The following is a 14300-nucleotide window of genomic DNA, read 5'->3' as shown; positions in this document are numbered from 1 at the left end:
ATCGAGCGACTGGCGACGAGGATCGGCACCGCCACGGCAAGCGCGTTCACCGCTTCTGGGGGGAGCGGCGAGTGTCTCCGCCTAGCGGTGCCGAAACGCATCGTCTGCATGGCCGGATCGACCAATGCTGGCATCTCGCCGATCCGGACGCTGGCCCGCCTTTGCCTGCGGCGGGTATCGGCACGAAAAAGGGGCGCCGTCCTCGCGGACGACGCCCCTTCAAAAACGGCCGGATCGGCTTACTGCTTCTGCGGCACGCCCGACGCTGCGGCGACTTCGGCGGCGAAGTCCGACGCTTCCTTCTCGATGCCCTCGCCCAGCTGGAACCGGACGTAATCGACCAGCTTGATCTCCGCGCCGGCGTCCTTGCCGGCCTTGGCGACGACGTCGCTGATCTTGGTCTTGCCGTCCATCACGAACAGCTGGCTCACGAGCGCGTGCTCCTTGCGGTACTTGGCGATCGAGCCTTCCACCATCTTGGCGATAATGTCTGCCGGCTTGCCGCTCTCACCGGCCTTTTCGGTGGCGATCGCGCGCTCGCGCTCGATTTCGGCCTCGTCGAGGTCGTCCTCGTTCAGCGCCTTAGGGAACGCTGCGGCGATGTGCATCGCCAGCTGCTTGCCGAGCGCCTGCAGCGCCTCGTCGTTCGCTTCCGATTCCAGGGCGACCAGAACGCCGATCTTGCCGAGGCCCGGCGCCTGCTGATTGTGCACGTAGCTGACGATCGCGCCCTTCGACACTTCGAGGCGCTTCGCGCGGCGCAGCGTCTGGTGCTCGCCGATGGTCGCGACATTGTTGGTCAGCACGTCGGCGACGGTACCGCCCGACGGCATCGCCTCACCCTTCAGCGCCTCGATGTCGCCGCCGTTCGGGCTGGCGAGCGCGATCTGCGTGACGTCACGGACGAACTGCTGGAACTGGTCGTTCTTCGCGACGAAGTCGGTTTCCGAGTTCACCTCGACGACCGCGCCCTTGGTGCCGGCAACGGCGACGCCGACCAGACCCTCGGCAGCAGTACGGCTCGACTTCTTCTGCGCGGCGGCGAGGCCCTTGGTGCGCAGCCAGTCGAGTGCGGCGTCCATGTCGCCACCGGTCTCGTTCAGCGCCTTCTTGCAGTCCATCATGCCCGCGCCGCTCTTGTCGCGCAGGTCCTTGACCATCGCTGCGGTGATATCGGCCATTATACTATCCTCTACGTTCGAATGTGGTTGCGGGCGGGGCGGAGCGCCACGCGCCCTGCTCCGCCCGCATGAAAGTTCGATGACGCTTGTGCGGGCTCAGGCGTCGATCTGACGCTCGGCCTCCGCTTCGGCGCTGGCCGACTCGGACGCAGGCTCGACTGACACCGCTTCCTCGACCGGCGCCTCTTCCATCGCGCCCAGATCAACGCCGCGACGCTGCTGCTGCTCGACATTGCCACGCGTGGCGGCGATGGCGATCGCCTCACAATACAGGCGGATGGCACGGCTGGCGTCGTCGTTCGCCGGCACCGGGAAGGCGATGCCGTCCGGCGAGACGTTCGAGTCGAGGATGGCGACCACCGGAATACCCAGCGTGTTCGCTTCCTTGATCGCCAGCTCTTCCTTGTTGGCGTCGATCACGAACATGACGTCGGGAACGCCGCCCATGTCGCGGATGCCGCCGAGCGACAGCTCGAGCTTGTCGCGCTCCCGGGTCAGCTGCAGCACTTCCTTCTTGGTCAGGCCGTGCGTGTCGCCCGACAGCTGCTCTTCCAGCGCCTTCAGGCGCTTGATCGAGTTGCTGATCGTCTTCCAGTTGGTGAGCATGCCGCCCAGCCAGCGGTGGTTGACGAAATGCTGGCCCGAACGGCGCGCCGCATCGGCGACGGCTTCCTGCGCCTGGCGCTTGGTGCCGACGAACAACACCTTGCCGCCGGCCGCGACGGTGGACGAAACGAACTCGAGCGCGCGCGCGAAGAGGGGCACGGTCTGCGAGAGGTCGATGATGTGAACGCCGTTGCGATCGCCGAACAGATACGGCTTCATCTTCGGGTTCCAGCGATGCGTCTGGTGGCCGAAATGCGCGCCGGTTTCGATCAGCTGCTGCATGGTGACGACGGGTGCCGCCATAGGGATAACTCCTTCCGGTTGAGCCTCTGGGAAGCGGATGACGTGCGACCTGACGGCCGACGCACCGGGCTATGTTGCTTCCCATGCGGGGTTGAGAGGGGCGCTCTTAGACGACAGGCGCAAATAATGCAACGCTTGACAGCAGGAACGCAAACGGAACATAAAGGGTTCGTAAGGGGTCCAATGACCGGAACAGAACGGGTCTTTCAGCAATATCGCTGAAAAATCAGGGTTTTCCGATCTGGTGGGCGGAACCGACGGGTTAATGAACGGTTAAGCGGACTTATCCACAGAAAAGTTCGCGCCAGGGAGGCGGACATGGTTGCAATGGTGAGCATTCTGATTTTCGCAGGCGCGTTGGCGCTCTCCATTGGCGTGATCGTCGCGACCGTCGCTCCGCAATGGCGCCGCATCATCCGTATGATGGACGGCCATGTCGAACCCGCATTCACGCCGCTGGCGCATATCGCTTCCGTCGAGCGGCGGATCGCGGTCAGGCGCTGGGCGTCGGGGTCGACTCCGTCGCCTGCGCAGCCGTCGCGCGCAGCCGCTTGATCCGCGCATAGCTGGCGATGCTGAACGGGATGGTAGCCAGATAGCCGAGGCACAGGACGCAGAGCGTGTGCCACGGCATCGACACCAGTGCCGCCCCCAGCAGGACGACGCCGGCCAGGGCTTCGAAACGGACGGTGCGGCGGAGGCGGAACGAGCTCCACGAGAAGGTGGCGACACTCGACACCATCAGTAACGCGATGAATGCAACCCAGGGGCCGACGAGCTTGGGGGACGCGAAGATCGGCTCGTCGGTCCAGAACCAGAAATAGAGCGGCACCATCGCCAGCGCGGCACCGGCCGGCGCCGGGATGCCGGTCAGGAAGCCAGCCGACTTGTGCGGCTGCTCGTCGAGGTCAATCCTGGCGTTGAAGCGCGCAAGACGCAGCGCGCAGAAGACGGCGAAGACCAATGCGCAGATCCAGCCGAGACGCGGGACAGCGGCCAAGGACCACAGATAGAGGATCAGCGCGGGCGCGACGCCGAAGGATATGGCATCCGACAGGGAGTCCAGTTCGGCGCCGAAGCGGCTTTCGCCGCGCAGCAATCGGGCGATACGGCCGTCGATCCCGTCCAGCACGCCGGCGATCATGATCATCGTCACCGCGCTCTGCCATTCGCCGCCGATCGCGAAGCGGACACCGCTGAGACCGGAGCAAAGTGCCAGGGCGGTCACGGCATTGGGCGCGACCGCGCGGAGCGGCAGCCCCCCGGCGGGCGCGCGCAGCCGTCGCACCGGTCGGCGCCGGATCCCCTGACCGTCCCGATCGATCACTGGCTGATCCCGGTCACGGCCGCTCCACCGACGCGGCCGATCACCGTCTCGCCCGCGATCGAACGCTGACCCAGCGTCACCTGCGGGACGATATCATCAGGCAGGAATACGTCTACCCGACTACCGAAGCGGATCAGGCCGATCCGCTGCCCGGTCGCGACCATATCGCCCGGCTTGACGAACGGCACGATACGGCGCGCGACCAGACCCGCGATCTGCGTGAACCCGATGCGGCGGCCGTCCCGCCCCTCCACGACGATATGCTGCCGCTCATTCTCATCCGACGCCTTGTCCAGGTCGGCGTTGAGGAACTTGCCGCTGATATACACGACCTGGCGGATCGTGCCGGCGATCGGCGTACGATTGATGTGGACGTCGAAGACCGACATGAAGATCGAGACGCGGGTCAGCGGCGCCTCGCCCAGCTCGGCCACGAGTTCGCGAGGCACCGGCACCTTCTGGATCATCGTCACCAGGCCGTCGGCCGGCGCGATGATCAGTCCGTCGCCCGTCGGCGTCGTGCGGACCGGATCGCGGAAGAACGTCAACACCCAGACGACGACGCCGAGCAGCGGCCAGAACAGGACCTTGGTCACGATCGTCGCCAGAAGCGTGATGCCGAAGGCGATGGCGGCATATTTGTGCCCCTCCGGGTGAACCGAGGGGAAGCGCCATTTGACGGTCGTGGTCGGCAGCGGCGTATGGGGAGGCTTTTCGAGCGATGGCATAACCCGCGGGTGTAACCGTGTCGTTCCTGCAACACAACGGCGGTCGACGGTTCGACGGTGGCGCGACGCCGGCGATGGTAACGGCGCGCGTATTCACCGGTCGGGCATAGACGCGGCGCGCGTCCATTTGCAGGTAGCCATGCCACGGTTGATCCCCTGCCCGCTTGTGCCTAGACGGACGCCAAACTCCCCATCCATAGGATTGCACAGCATGGCGAAGATCAAGGTGAACACGCCCGTCGTGGAGATCGACGGCGACGAGATGACGCGGATCATCTGGGAATGGATCCGCGAGCGCCTGATCAAGCCGTACCTCGACATCGAACTCGACTATTACGACCTCGGCATCGAGCATCGCGACGCGACCGAGGACAAGGTCACCGTCGACGCCGCCAAGGCGACGCAGAAATACGGTGTCGCGGTCAAGTGCGCGACGATCACGCCCGACGAGGCGCGCGTCGAGGAGTTCGGCCTGAAGAAGATGTGGAAGTCGCCCAACGGCACGATCCGCAACATCCTGGGCGGCGTCGTCTTCCGCGAGCCGATCGTCATCAAGAACGTACCCCGCCTGATTCCGGGCTGGACACATCCGATCGTCGTCGGCCGCCATGCGTTCGGCGATCAGTACAAGGCGACCGACTTCCGCGTCCCCGGTCCGGGCAAGCTGACGATGAAGTGGCAGGGCGAGGACGGCCAGGAGATCGAGGAGGAGGTCTTCCAGTTCCCCTCGTCCGGCGTCGCGATGGGCATGTACAATCTCGACGATTCGATCCGCGATTTCGCCCGTGCGTCGATGCACTACGGCCTCAACCTCAAGTGGCCAGTCTATTTGTCCACCAAGAACACGATCCTCAAGGCGTATGACGGCCGGTTCAAGGACCTGTTCGCCGAGGTGTTCGAGGCCGAGTTCAAAGACAAGTTCAAGGAAGCGGGCATCGTCTACGAGCACCGCCTGATCGACGACATGGTCGCGTCCGCGCTGAAGTGGAATGGCGAGTTCGTCTGGGCATGCAAGAACTACGACGGCGACGTACAGTCGGACCAAGTGGCGCAGGGCTTCGGTTCGCTGGGCCTGATGACCTCGGTTCTGCTGACGCCGGATGGCAAGACCGTCGAGGCGGAGGCGGCGCACGGTACCGTCACGCGCCACTATCGCCAGCACCAGCAGGGCAAGGCGACGTCGACCAACCCGATCGCGTCGATCTTCGCATGGACCGGTGGTCTTAAGTATCGCGGCAAGTTCGACAACACGCCGGACGTGGTGCGCTTTGCCGAGACGCTGGAGCGGGTTTGCATTGAGTGCGTGGAGAACGGCCAGATGACCAAGGATCTCGCGATCCTGATCGGCCCGGATCAGCCCTGGATGACCACCGAGCAATTCTTCGAGGCGGTCCGTTCGAACCTCGAATCGAAGATGGCCAGCTGGGCCTGACGCTTCTCGAACGCTAATCCGAAGGGGTGCGGCAGCGGTGCCGCGCCCCTTTTTTTATGGCGCAGGTCGATGCCCTGTCGCGCCTCGGTCTTCTCTAAAGCGCGACTTCACATCCATTCCGGACACGATCGCTCTGGCGCTCCCGACCGGTCGGCACGAGGATGGTCCGTCGGTATCAGGAACGATGCCGGCACGTGGAGGTGCGACTATGCCCATCGACCCGGCCCGCTATTCCTGGCTCGACCACCTCGGTCAGCTGCCGCGTATGATTAGCGAGGCGCGCGCGCTGATCGGCACCCATGAACTCGCGGGTCCGGCCGACAATCCCGCCATCCTTGCCTGGGCGTCTGAGGTCGGCGGCAACGTCGCATCGCATTACTCGCACGACTCCGTCCCCTGGTGCGGCCTGTTCATGGCGGTGGTGGCAAAGCGCGCCGGCAAGACGCCACCGGCCGATCCACTCTGGGCGCTCAATTGGTCGACGTTCGGCCAGCCGGCGGGCCAGCCGATGCTGGGCGACGTGCTGACCTTCCTGCGGCGCACCGACGACGGTACCGCCGGCCACGTCGGCCTCTATGTGGCGGAGGATGCATCCGCCTTCCACGTGCTGGGCGGCAATCAGTCGGATCAGGTCTGCTTCACGCGCATCGGCAAGGACCGGCTCCACGCCGCGCGCCGCCCCATCTATGTGAACCGGCCCGCGACCGTCCGCCCGTTCCTGGTCGCGGCGATCGGGGAACTGGCCGGCAATTACGCCCTGACGTGACTTTCGCCTGACAAAGCGTGCCGGGACAGGCTAGGGTCCCCGTATGGCGATCGGACTGGAAAACGAAGGCTTCTCGGACACGCTGGTGATCCTGGGCGCCGCCGGCCTGGTCATTCCGGCCTTCGCGCGCTTCAAGGTCAGCCCGGTTATCGGCTTCATCCTCGTCGGCATGCTCGTCGGCCCGGCCGGCCTCGGCAGCCTCGTGCCGAAACTGCCGTGGCTCTATTACCTGACCATCTCCAACCCCCATTCGATCGAGCCGTTCGCCGAATTCGGCATCGTCATGCTGCTCTTCTCGATCGGCCTGGAACTGTCCTTTCGCCGCCTTTGGGGGCTGCGCCGCCAGGTGTTCGGGACCGGGCCGGCCGAGTTGCTGGGATCCGCGGCGCTGATCGGGATCGCGCTGCATCTACTTGGTCAGCCCTGGGCGGGCGCCGCCGGCCTTGGGCTGGCGCTTGCCTTGTCCTCAACCGCCCTCGTCCTCCCGTTGGTGGGCACTACCAGCCCGGTCGGCCGCGGCGCCTTCGCTATGCTGTTGTTCGAGGATCTGGCGCTCGTCCCGATCATCTTTGCGCTAGGCGCAATGGCCCCGACCGCAAGCGAGGAGGGCTGGGTCGGGATCGCAGGCGTGGCCGCGCGCGGACTCGCCACGGTGGCCGCCATCTACATCGGCGGTCGCGTCTTCCTGCCCCGTCTGTTCGCGCAGGCGGCGCGGACGAAAAGCCCCGAACTGTTCCTTGCCGCCGCCCTCCTCGTCGTCATCGTCGCCAGCGTGGCCACCACGGCGGCAGGCCTGTCACCGATCGTCGGCGCGCTGCTGGCCGGCCTTCTCATCGCCGAAACGGAATATCATACCGAGGTCGAAGTCATCACCGCGCCCTTCAAGGGACTGGCGCTCGGCGTGTTCCTGATCACGGTCGGCATGAGCCTCGATCTGCGCCTCATCCTCGCCAATTGGCCGGCGCTGCTACTCGCCGTCGTCGGCGTCGTCCTAGTCAAATCGGTCGTCACCTATCTGCTGTTGCGCGTGGCACAGGCGCGCCGCGGCCTTGCGGTCGAGACGGGCCTGCTGATGGGTAGCCCGTCCGAGACGACACTGATCGTGCTGGCGACCGCCACCCAGGCCCAGCTCATCACCGGCCAGACCGCAGCTTTCTGGCAGACGGTGACGGCGATCGGGTTGACGATAACGCCGCTGCTGGCGCGCGCGGGCCAGATCGTCGCACGGCGCATCGACATCCGTGCCGAGCCCGCGGCGCCCCAGCCCGAGGCGGATGGCGCCGTCATCATCGGATTCGGCCGTGTCGGGCGGATGGTCGCCGACCTTCTGACGGTGCACGGCCAGTCGTACGTCGCGGTGGAAGCGGACATCGACGCCGTCGCGGAGGCGCGTGCGGCAGGCTATCCGATCGTCTTCGGCGACATCGCCCGTGCCGAACTGGTCGAGCGACTGGCGATCGCGCGGGCCCGCGCGCTGATCCTGACGATGGACGATCCTGTATTGTCCGTGCGCCTGACCCGGCGGATGCGCGCGATCGCGCCGGACCTGCCGATCATCGCGCGTGCGCGTGATCCGGACCATGCCGCGGAGCTCTATCGCGCGGGGGTGACGGACGCCGTGCCGGAGACCCTGGAAAGCTCGCTGCAGCTGTCCGAGGCGGTGCTCGTCGATCTCGGGATCGCGATGGGCCCCGTCATCGCCTCTATCCACGAGAAGCGCGACGAACTCCGCCAGACGATCCGTGCGGCCGCCGCGATCGACCGCGAGCCACGCATCCGCCGTGTGCGGCGGATGGGCGATGCCGCGCAAGGTCAGACATAGAGGTCGACGACCGTCGCCGATCGAGCCACGGCGGCAAGCAGCAACGTGCGGTGGCAATGGCCGGGTTCCCGTTCGTAGCACAGCAGCGCACTGGGAACCTCCGCGGCGAGTTCGAGCATCGCAGCCGACGCGGCTTCCGCTTCCGGCAGGCCCAGTTGCGCGTCATAGACCTCGCGCAGGGTCGCGATATCGCCCTTCTTGGCCGCATCGCGACCGCGCTTTGGCGTCCCCAGCGCCTTCAGATGCACATAATCGATCCCCGCCTCTTTGAGACTGGCGGCGAGCGGGGTCTTCGAAAAGCCCGGGCGACGCGACGCCGGCAGCGCACGGACGTCGATCACGCGTTTGACCCCGGCGGCCGTCAGTGCGCGGAGGAAATCGGCCATGGTCGCGCCTTCATAGCCGATCGTGTATATCTTGGTCATGGCGCCGATATAGGCATTGCGTCGCAAGCCCGCTAAGGGGCGCGATTTACCATCAGCCTGGCAAAGCGATTTCATGAGCGACCATCACATCCACATCGTCGGCGGCGGCCTCGCCGGCTCGGAAGCCGCGTGGCAGCTCGCCGAGGCGGGTTTCCGGGTGAAGCTGTCGGAGATGCGCGGCGGCGGCGACGCCACGCCCGCGCACCACACGGACGGGCTGGCTGAACTCGTCTGCTCGAACAGCTTTCGCTCCGACGATGCGGAAAGCAACGCCGTCGGCCTGTTGCACCAGGAAATGCGACGCCTGGGTTCGCTGATCCTGCGCGAGGGCGACGCGCATCGCGTGCCGGCAGGCTCCGCCCTGGCGGTGGATCGCGACGGCTTTTCGGCGGGCGTGACCGCCGCACTGTCCGCGCACCCCAACATCACGATCGTTCGCGAGCGCGTCGATACGTTGCCCGACGACCCAGCGATCCTCGCCACCGGTCCGCTGACCGCCCCGGCGCTTGCAGAAGCGATCGGCGGCGCCACCGGCACGGACGCCCTCGCCTTCTTCGACGCCATCGCGCCCATCGTTCATCGCGACAGTATCGACATGGAAATCGCCTGGTTCCAGAGCCGCTGGAACAAGGGAGACGGGAAGGATTACATCAACTGCCCGCTCGACAAGGACGCATATCTCGCCTTCCATGCCGCGCTGCTCGCCGGGGAGAAGACCGAGTTTCGCGACTGGGAAAAGGACACCCCCTATTTCGAGGGCTGCATGCCGATCGAGGTCATGGCCGAGCGCGGCGTCGACACGCTGCGTTACGGTCCGATGAAGCCCGTCGGCCTCGACGACCCGCGGACCGGGCGCTGGCCCTATGCGGTCGTTCAGCTACGCCAGGACAATGCCCAGGGCACCTTGTGGAACATCGTCGGCTTTCAGACCAAGCTGAAGCATGCCGAGCAGGTCCGGCTGTTCCGAACGATCCCCGGGTTGCAGAATGCGGAATTCGCCCGGCTCGGCGGCCTGCACCGCAATACCTTCATCCGTTCGCCCGAACTGCTCGACCCGACCCTCCGGCTTAGAAATCGGCCGAACATCCGCTTCGCCGGCCAGATCACCGGGTGCGAGGGCTATATAGAAAGTGCCGCCATCGGCCTGATGGCGGGCCGTTTCGCGGCTGCGGAGCTGTCTGGCGCCACCCTGCCGCCGCCGCCGGTCGAGACGGCCCTTGGCGCCTTGCTGGGGCACATCACCGGCGGCGCGGAGGCTGAAAGCTACCAGCCCATGAACGTCAATTTCGGTTTGATGCCCCCGATCGAGGGGCGAACCAAAAAGGCCGACCGCAAGAAGATGTACACGGCGCGCGCACGCGCGGCATTCGACCAGTGGCTCAGCTGTCTTCCGCGGCCGGCGCCGGCTCGGACGGCGGACATTTCGCACGAGGCCGCGACGTTCGCTTGACCGCCGTCGTGGCGAATTCCGCGCGGTCCATCGCGCCGGACCGGTCACGATCGGCTGCGGCGAATTTGCTCTCCGCCTTGACGGCCCACTCGTCGAACGAGAGCCGGCCATCGCCGTTCGCGTCGAGCTTGGCGAAAGCCTTGCGCCGGGCGGCGAGATATTCCTCGCGGCTGACCTTACCGTCTCGGTCCTTGTCGTAGCGGTCGAACCGCTTCTGCTCCCGCGTGGCCGGAAGCGCCTCCGGCACCTTCGCCGCGTCGTCGCGCTCGGGAGGATCAACAGAGGCCACCGGCGCAGGCCGCGGCCTGGAAAGGATCGGCGGTGGCGAGGCATGCCCCCGAAGCAGGGAGATGCCGGCGCCACCCAACGCCACGATCGCCGCGCCGCCGATCAAATACCGCCACATGCTGCCTGCTCCCCGTCGAAACGCAGGGTAGCAAGACCGACCGGGCGAGCAACGGGAAATATATCCGTTATCGACCAATCAGGCGAAACCGTGCTATTGCCATGGACTTGGCCAGCGCGTTGCCTGGCTCGCCCCCCGCAATCGCAAGTTTGGCAAGGATACCCAGCGGTCGTATGGGCGCCGGCCACCGGTGCGCGAAGGCCTGCCGGGAAAGTCCCGCGGCCGTCCCCCTTGCGGCCTCGACCACCCGGCCGTCCGCCGACCCGTTTGCGAGGTCCGCCAACGCCCATGCCCGTCCCGCCGCACCGACATAGGGCTCCGCCGTCGACCGGAGCAGGCGCGTGCCGAGGTCGAACAGCAGTCCACCGCGGCCACGCGCATAGACGCCGAGCGACTCTTGGTTTGTGGCCTCGTCGAGCAAGACCTCCCAGCCCTCTACCAGATCGGCGAGCATGGCACCGCGAATACCACCGGCGACGACATGCGTCGCCAGGTCCCGCAACAGGGGTTCGGCCGGCGCGGGCGCCGAATCCAGCCGTCCCAGCGCCTCATGCCACCACGTGAGCCGCATCTGCCCTATCATCGGATCGCGGGCGGCCCGGACGATATCGCCCAAGCGTTGATCCAGTCCCAGCAATGCGGCGAAAGCATGCCGCGCGCCTTGCGGTGCGCTGGCGATAGCGATCCGGCGGTCGGGGGTGAGCGAAGCCTCAGCCATGCATGCGCATCCTGGTAGCGACCAAAGCAAAGGGGCGGCCCGCACGCGGACCGCCCCTGTTGTCAGCCGAAAAGATCCGGCTCAGGCGGCCGGCGTCGCAGCCGCGCTGGTGCCGGCCTGGAGCCAGGTCGTCCAGAGGCTGGCGATGCCCGCCCGCGGCTCGGTCGTGACGGCGGCAAACGCGGTCTGCGCGCCCGCCTTGTCGCCCGAGCGTGCGAGCGCGATGCCGAGATGCGTGTTCACCTCGTCCTTGTCGACGCCGCCCTTGCTCAGCGCCTGACGATACAATTCGATCGCCTTGGCGTAATTGCCCTGGCCGAGATAGGCGTCAGCGGTCTGCGCCGACAGCTTGCCGTCCTTGGACGCTGCCGCCTGCTTCTCGCTGGTCGCGAGCGAACCCTCATTCTTGATCGCGGTGTTCGCGTCGCCCAGCAGGCGCTTCGAGAAGGTGCTGGTCGCCGGAATCTTGCCCGACGCCATGCCTTCCTTCAGCACCGCCGCCGCCTCATAGGGATTGCCGCGATCGTAGACCGCCTGAGCATATTCCTCATAGGCCGCCTGATCGACAAGCGAATTGCTGGCACGCATCAGGCGGAACAGGTCGATCTGCTGCAGCTTGTCGGCCTTGACCGGCGCATTCTGCGCGAAGGCGTATTGCAGGATGACGTCGCGCCATACCTTCGGAGTCGGATAGGCGACGAGGTACTTCTTCATCCAGTCGACGGTCTGGGCGCGCATGCCCTTGCCGTTCGCGGTCGCGATCGCATAGCGATAATAGGCTTCCGGGGGCGTTTGGCCTGCGGCCTTCTGCGCGTCGATGACCGAGGACAGATCCGTGAGGCCGCCGGCCACGTCGCCCGACTGCACCTTGAGCTTGGCGAGCTGCAGATCGAGGTCCGGGCTGGTGTAACCCGCCGCCTTGGCCTGCGTGAAATACTGCACAGCGACCTGAGCCTGGCCACCGTTCGCCGCTAGCGCGCCGCGGCGGAACAGATACTTGCCGCGATCGACGGCAGGCGTGCTCTTCGCGGCGATCAGCGCATCGAGCGGCTTGGCGAGGACCGTCTCATCGAGCGGCGCATTGGGGTTCGCCTGCTGCGCGACGACGAGCTTGGTATTCTCCAGGTCGTACCGGAGCGCGGCGGCGATATACTTGTCGTCGTCGGTCGTCGCGGCGGCCTCGATCTGCGCGACCAGCGGCTCGGCGGCGGCGACGTTACGCTGCTGGATCGCGGTCTGCGCCTGGCCGGCGACGGCGAGCACCGGCTTGCTGAGCTTGAACTGCGGCCCTTGCGCGGCCTGCTCCTTCTTGTCCTTGGCCGCGGCGGGCGCGGTCAGGGCGATCCCGCTCACGCCGGTGGCCAGCACGGCGGCCAGCGCGAGCTTCGAAAGGGTCTTCATGCAAACTCTCTCCATTTGGGGGCATTGCTACCGGGAAACGTGTGGGGCGGCTGTAAAGGTCCGGGCGACGGCGTTCAAGCCGAGCGGCCGCCTGTGCCAGCATCACTTTCGTCAATCGCCGCAAGCGGGTGAACCACGATTGAACGACTCTTCAACGGCGGCTAACCGGCTGCCATGATCGCGCTCCTGTCGCCGGCGAAGACGCTGGATTACGAAAGCCCCCTGCCCGACCTCGCGGCAACCCAGCCGCGCTTCGCCGACGAGGCGGCAACCCTTGCCAGGGCGGCATCGCACCTGACGCAGAAGAAACTGCAGGAGCTGATGCACATCTCTCCCGCGCTGGCAAAGCTCAACGCCGACCGGTTCCGCGACTTTCCCGAAGCGCCGGAGAGGCCGGCGCTCTTTGCCTTCGCGGGCGACGTCTACACCGGTCTCGAAGCGAAGACGCTGCCGCCGGAGTCGCTTCCCTTCGCGCAGGACCACCTGCGGCTGCTGTCCGGTCTCTATGGCCTGCTGCGCCCGCTGGACCGCATGCGTCCCTATCGGTTGGAAATGGGCACGCGCTGGGCGCCCCGCAGGACGAAACTGACGGACTGGTGGGGGGATCGCATCGCCAAGGGGCTGGTCGACGATCTCGCAGCGGGGGGCGACGACACGATCCTCAACCTGGCGAGCCAGGAATATTTCGCCGCGGTCGCGGGTCGGCTTCCGCCGACGGTCCGGGTCATCGGGGTCGATTTCCGCGAGGGCGAGCGCTTCATCAGCTTCCACGCCAAGAAGGCGCGCGGGATGATGGCCCGCTGGATGATCGAGCATCGCGTCACGGATATCGAAGCCATGAAAGGCTTCGACAGCGACGGCTATGCCTTCGATCCCGACACCAGCGACGGCGCCTCATGGACCTTCCGCCGGTGAGCGCGGCGATTGTCATCGGCGCGTCCGGGGGCATCGGCGCGGCCCTGGTCGAGGCCCTGCGCGACGAAGCCACATACGACGTCGTGCGCGCGCTGTCCCGCAGCGCAATCGGTGACGACCATATCGACCTCGAGAACGAGGCAAGCATCGCCGCGGTGGCCGCGACGATCGCGGCCGGCCCCGCGCCCGAGCTCGTCATCGTCGCAAGCGGCCTGCTTCACGACGGCGATGAAGGCCCCGAGAAGACCTACCGTGATCTGGACGGCGCGTGGCTCGCGCGGACGATCGCCGTCAACGCGATCGGCCCGGCGCTCGTCGCCAAGCACCTGTTGCCGCTGATGCCCCCGACGGGGCGGACCGTCTTCGCGATCCTGTCCGCGCGGGTCGGCAGCATCTCGGACAATCGGCTCGGCGGATGGTACGGCTATCGCATGGCGAAAGCGGCGGTGAACCAGCTGGTCCGGACGCTGTCGATCGAAGAGCGACGGCGCAACGACCGATCGATCGTCGTCGGCCTTCATCCGGGAACCGTGGACACCGCCCTCTCCAAGCCCTTCCAGGGCAATGTCCGGCCCGGCACGCTGTTCACGCCAGACCGCGCCGCATCGCAGCTGCTCGACGTCATCGACGGGCTGAAGACCCCCGACACGGGCAAGGTCTTCGACCATGAGGGTAAGGAGATCCTTCCTTAGTCAAAGGGTTGCGCCAGGATGATGACAAACATGTCACCATTCTGCCATTTACGCGACAGCGTCTTGGGCGCATCCATGCGGCCACGACGTCCGCAACGCCGGACGATCGCTGCATGAGAAGGAGAGAA

General features: G+C 66.4%; 14 protein-coding genes. 6 read left to right on the top strand and 8 right to left on the bottom strand.

The annotated features are described in order from the left end of the window. Positions 1–239: 239 nt before the first annotated feature. From tsf to RF701_RS03035, 4 genes are all read right to left on the bottom strand, one after another. Positions 240–1181 carry a translation elongation factor Ts gene (gene tsf / locus RF701_RS03050; RefSeq protein ID WP_210358879.1) on the bottom strand — a complete coding sequence of 314 codons (942 nt, stop codon included), beginning with the start codon at positions 1179–1181 and terminating at the stop codon, positions 240–242. A 96-nt stretch (positions 1182–1277) separates the two neighbouring features. Continuing rightward, a complete protein-coding gene (gene rpsB, locus RF701_RS03045) occupies positions 1278–2090 on the bottom strand; it encodes a 30S ribosomal protein S2 (protein WP_210358878.1) in 813 nt (270 codons plus the stop codon). Between the two features lie 493 nt (positions 2091–2583). After that, positions 2584–3378, bottom strand: a complete 795-nt coding sequence (locus RF701_RS03040; RefSeq protein ID WP_210358929.1) for a phosphatidylcholine/phosphatidylserine synthase — start codon at positions 3376–3378, stop codon at positions 2584–2586. Between the two features lie 35 nt (positions 3379–3413). Then, positions 3414–4145 carry a phosphatidylserine decarboxylase gene (locus RF701_RS03035; protein WP_210358877.1) on the bottom strand — a complete coding sequence of 244 codons (732 nt, stop codon included), beginning with the start codon at positions 4143–4145 and terminating at the stop codon, positions 3414–3416. 211 nt (positions 4146–4356) lie between these two features. Between RF701_RS03035 and RF701_RS03030 the strand changes: the two genes are divergently transcribed. From RF701_RS03030 to RF701_RS03020, 3 genes are all read left to right on the top strand, one after another. Then, positions 4357–5577 carry an NADP-dependent isocitrate dehydrogenase gene (locus RF701_RS03030; RefSeq protein WP_308814049.1) on the top strand — a complete coding sequence of 407 codons (1221 nt, stop codon included), beginning with the start codon at positions 4357–4359 and terminating at the stop codon, positions 5575–5577. Positions 5578–5785: 208 nt separating this feature from the next. After that, positions 5786–6343 carry a TIGR02594 family protein gene (locus RF701_RS03025; protein WP_308814048.1) on the top strand — a complete coding sequence of 186 codons (558 nt, stop codon included), beginning with the start codon at positions 5786–5788 and terminating at the stop codon, positions 6341–6343. 43 nt (positions 6344–6386) lie between these two features. Next, a complete protein-coding gene (locus tag RF701_RS03020; RefSeq protein ID WP_210358875.1) occupies positions 6387–8165 on the top strand; it encodes a cation:proton antiporter in 1779 nt (592 codons plus the stop codon). On the opposite strand, the gene RF701_RS03015 is transcribed toward RF701_RS03020, so the two are convergent. Further along, positions 8156–8590: a DUF488 family protein gene (locus tag RF701_RS03015; protein ID WP_210358874.1), complete on the bottom strand. Its 435-nt coding sequence runs from the start codon at positions 8588–8590 to the stop codon at positions 8156–8158. The two genes, RF701_RS03020 and RF701_RS03015, sit on opposite strands and share 10 nt — an antisense overlap. Before the next feature lie 73 nt (positions 8591–8663). Between RF701_RS03015 and trmFO the strand changes: the two genes are divergently transcribed. Continuing rightward, positions 8664–10040: a methylenetetrahydrofolate--tRNA-(uracil(54)-C(5))-methyltransferase (FADH(2)-oxidizing) TrmFO gene (gene trmFO, locus RF701_RS03010; protein WP_308814047.1), complete on the top strand. Its 1377-nt coding sequence runs from the start codon at positions 8664–8666 to the stop codon at positions 10038–10040. Here trmFO and RF701_RS03005 read toward each other — a convergent pair. The 3 genes from RF701_RS03005 to RF701_RS02995 all read right to left on the bottom strand — a co-directional run bounded on the left by RF701_RS03005 (position 9970) and on the right by RF701_RS02995 (position 12565). Then, on the bottom strand, positions 9970–10434 hold the full coding sequence (locus tag RF701_RS03005; protein WP_374758583.1) for an EF-hand domain-containing protein: 465 nt from the start codon (positions 10432–10434) through the stop codon (positions 9970–9972). The two genes, trmFO and RF701_RS03005, sit on opposite strands and share 71 nt — an antisense overlap. Before the next feature lie 79 nt (positions 10435–10513). Continuing rightward, positions 10514–11164 carry a squalene/phytoene synthase family protein gene (locus RF701_RS03000; protein WP_210358871.1) on the bottom strand — a complete coding sequence of 217 codons (651 nt, stop codon included), beginning with the start codon at positions 11162–11164 and terminating at the stop codon, positions 10514–10516. Between the two features lie 81 nt (positions 11165–11245). Continuing rightward, entirely contained in the window at positions 11246–12565 is a 1320-nt protein-coding gene (locus RF701_RS02995) for a hypothetical protein (RefSeq protein WP_210358870.1), read from the bottom strand. A gap of 174 nt (positions 12566–12739) precedes the next feature. Between RF701_RS02995 and yaaA the strand changes: the two genes are divergently transcribed. Then, positions 12740–13480, top strand: coding sequence for a peroxide stress protein YaaA (gene yaaA / locus RF701_RS02990; protein WP_210358869.1), 741 nt, complete (start codon positions 12740–12742; stop codon positions 13478–13480). After that, entirely contained in the window at positions 13462–14172 is a 711-nt protein-coding gene (locus tag RF701_RS02985) for an SDR family oxidoreductase (RefSeq protein WP_308814046.1), read from the top strand. Before yaaA ends, RF701_RS02985 begins: the two co-directional genes overlap by 19 nt. Positions 14173–14300: the final 128 nt, after the last annotated feature.

The organism is Sphingomonas sp. GV3 (assembly GCF_031082075.1).
Taxonomy (GTDB): domain Bacteria; phylum Pseudomonadota; class Alphaproteobacteria; order Sphingomonadales; family Sphingomonadaceae; genus Sphingomonas; species Sphingomonas beigongshangi.
Note: the sequence above shows the minus strand (reverse complement) of the source record. Positions and strands in the feature narration are given on the sequence as shown.

Coding starts and splice junctions, on each gene's coding strand:
- RF701_RS03025 (WP_308814048.1), top strand. CDS start 5,786: ATGCCCATCGACCCGGCCCGCTATTCCTGGCTCGACCACCTCGGTCAG.
- RF701_RS03000 (WP_210358871.1), bottom strand. CDS start 11,164: ATGGCTGAGGCTTCGCTCACCCCCGACCGCCGGATCGCTATCGCCAGC.
- RF701_RS02985 (WP_308814046.1), top strand. CDS start 13,462: ATGGACCTTCCGCCGGTGAGCGCGGCGATTGTCATCGGCGCGTCCGGG.
- RF701_RS03015 (WP_210358874.1), bottom strand. CDS start 8,590: ATGACCAAGATATACACGATCGGCTATGAAGGCGCGACCATGGCCGAT.
- RF701_RS02995 (WP_210358870.1), bottom strand. CDS start 12,565: ATGAAGACCCTTTCGAAGCTCGCGCTGGCCGCCGTGCTGGCCACCGGC.
- tsf (WP_210358879.1), bottom strand. CDS start 1,181: ATGGCCGATATCACCGCAGCGATGGTCAAGGACCTGCGCGACAAGAGC.
- trmFO (WP_308814047.1), top strand. CDS start 8,664: ATGAGCGACCATCACATCCACATCGTCGGCGGCGGCCTCGCCGGCTCG.
- rpsB (WP_210358878.1), bottom strand. CDS start 2,090: ATGGCGGCACCCGTCGTCACCATGCAGCAGCTGATCGAAACCGGCGCG.
- RF701_RS03030 (WP_308814049.1), top strand. CDS start 4,357: ATGGCGAAGATCAAGGTGAACACGCCCGTCGTGGAGATCGACGGCGAC.
- RF701_RS03020 (WP_210358875.1), top strand. CDS start 6,387: ATGGCGATCGGACTGGAAAACGAAGGCTTCTCGGACACGCTGGTGATC.
- RF701_RS03035 (WP_210358877.1), bottom strand. CDS start 4,145: ATGCCATCGCTCGAAAAGCCTCCCCATACGCCGCTGCCGACCACGACC.
- yaaA (WP_210358869.1), top strand. CDS start 12,740: ATGATCGCGCTCCTGTCGCCGGCGAAGACGCTGGATTACGAAAGCCCC.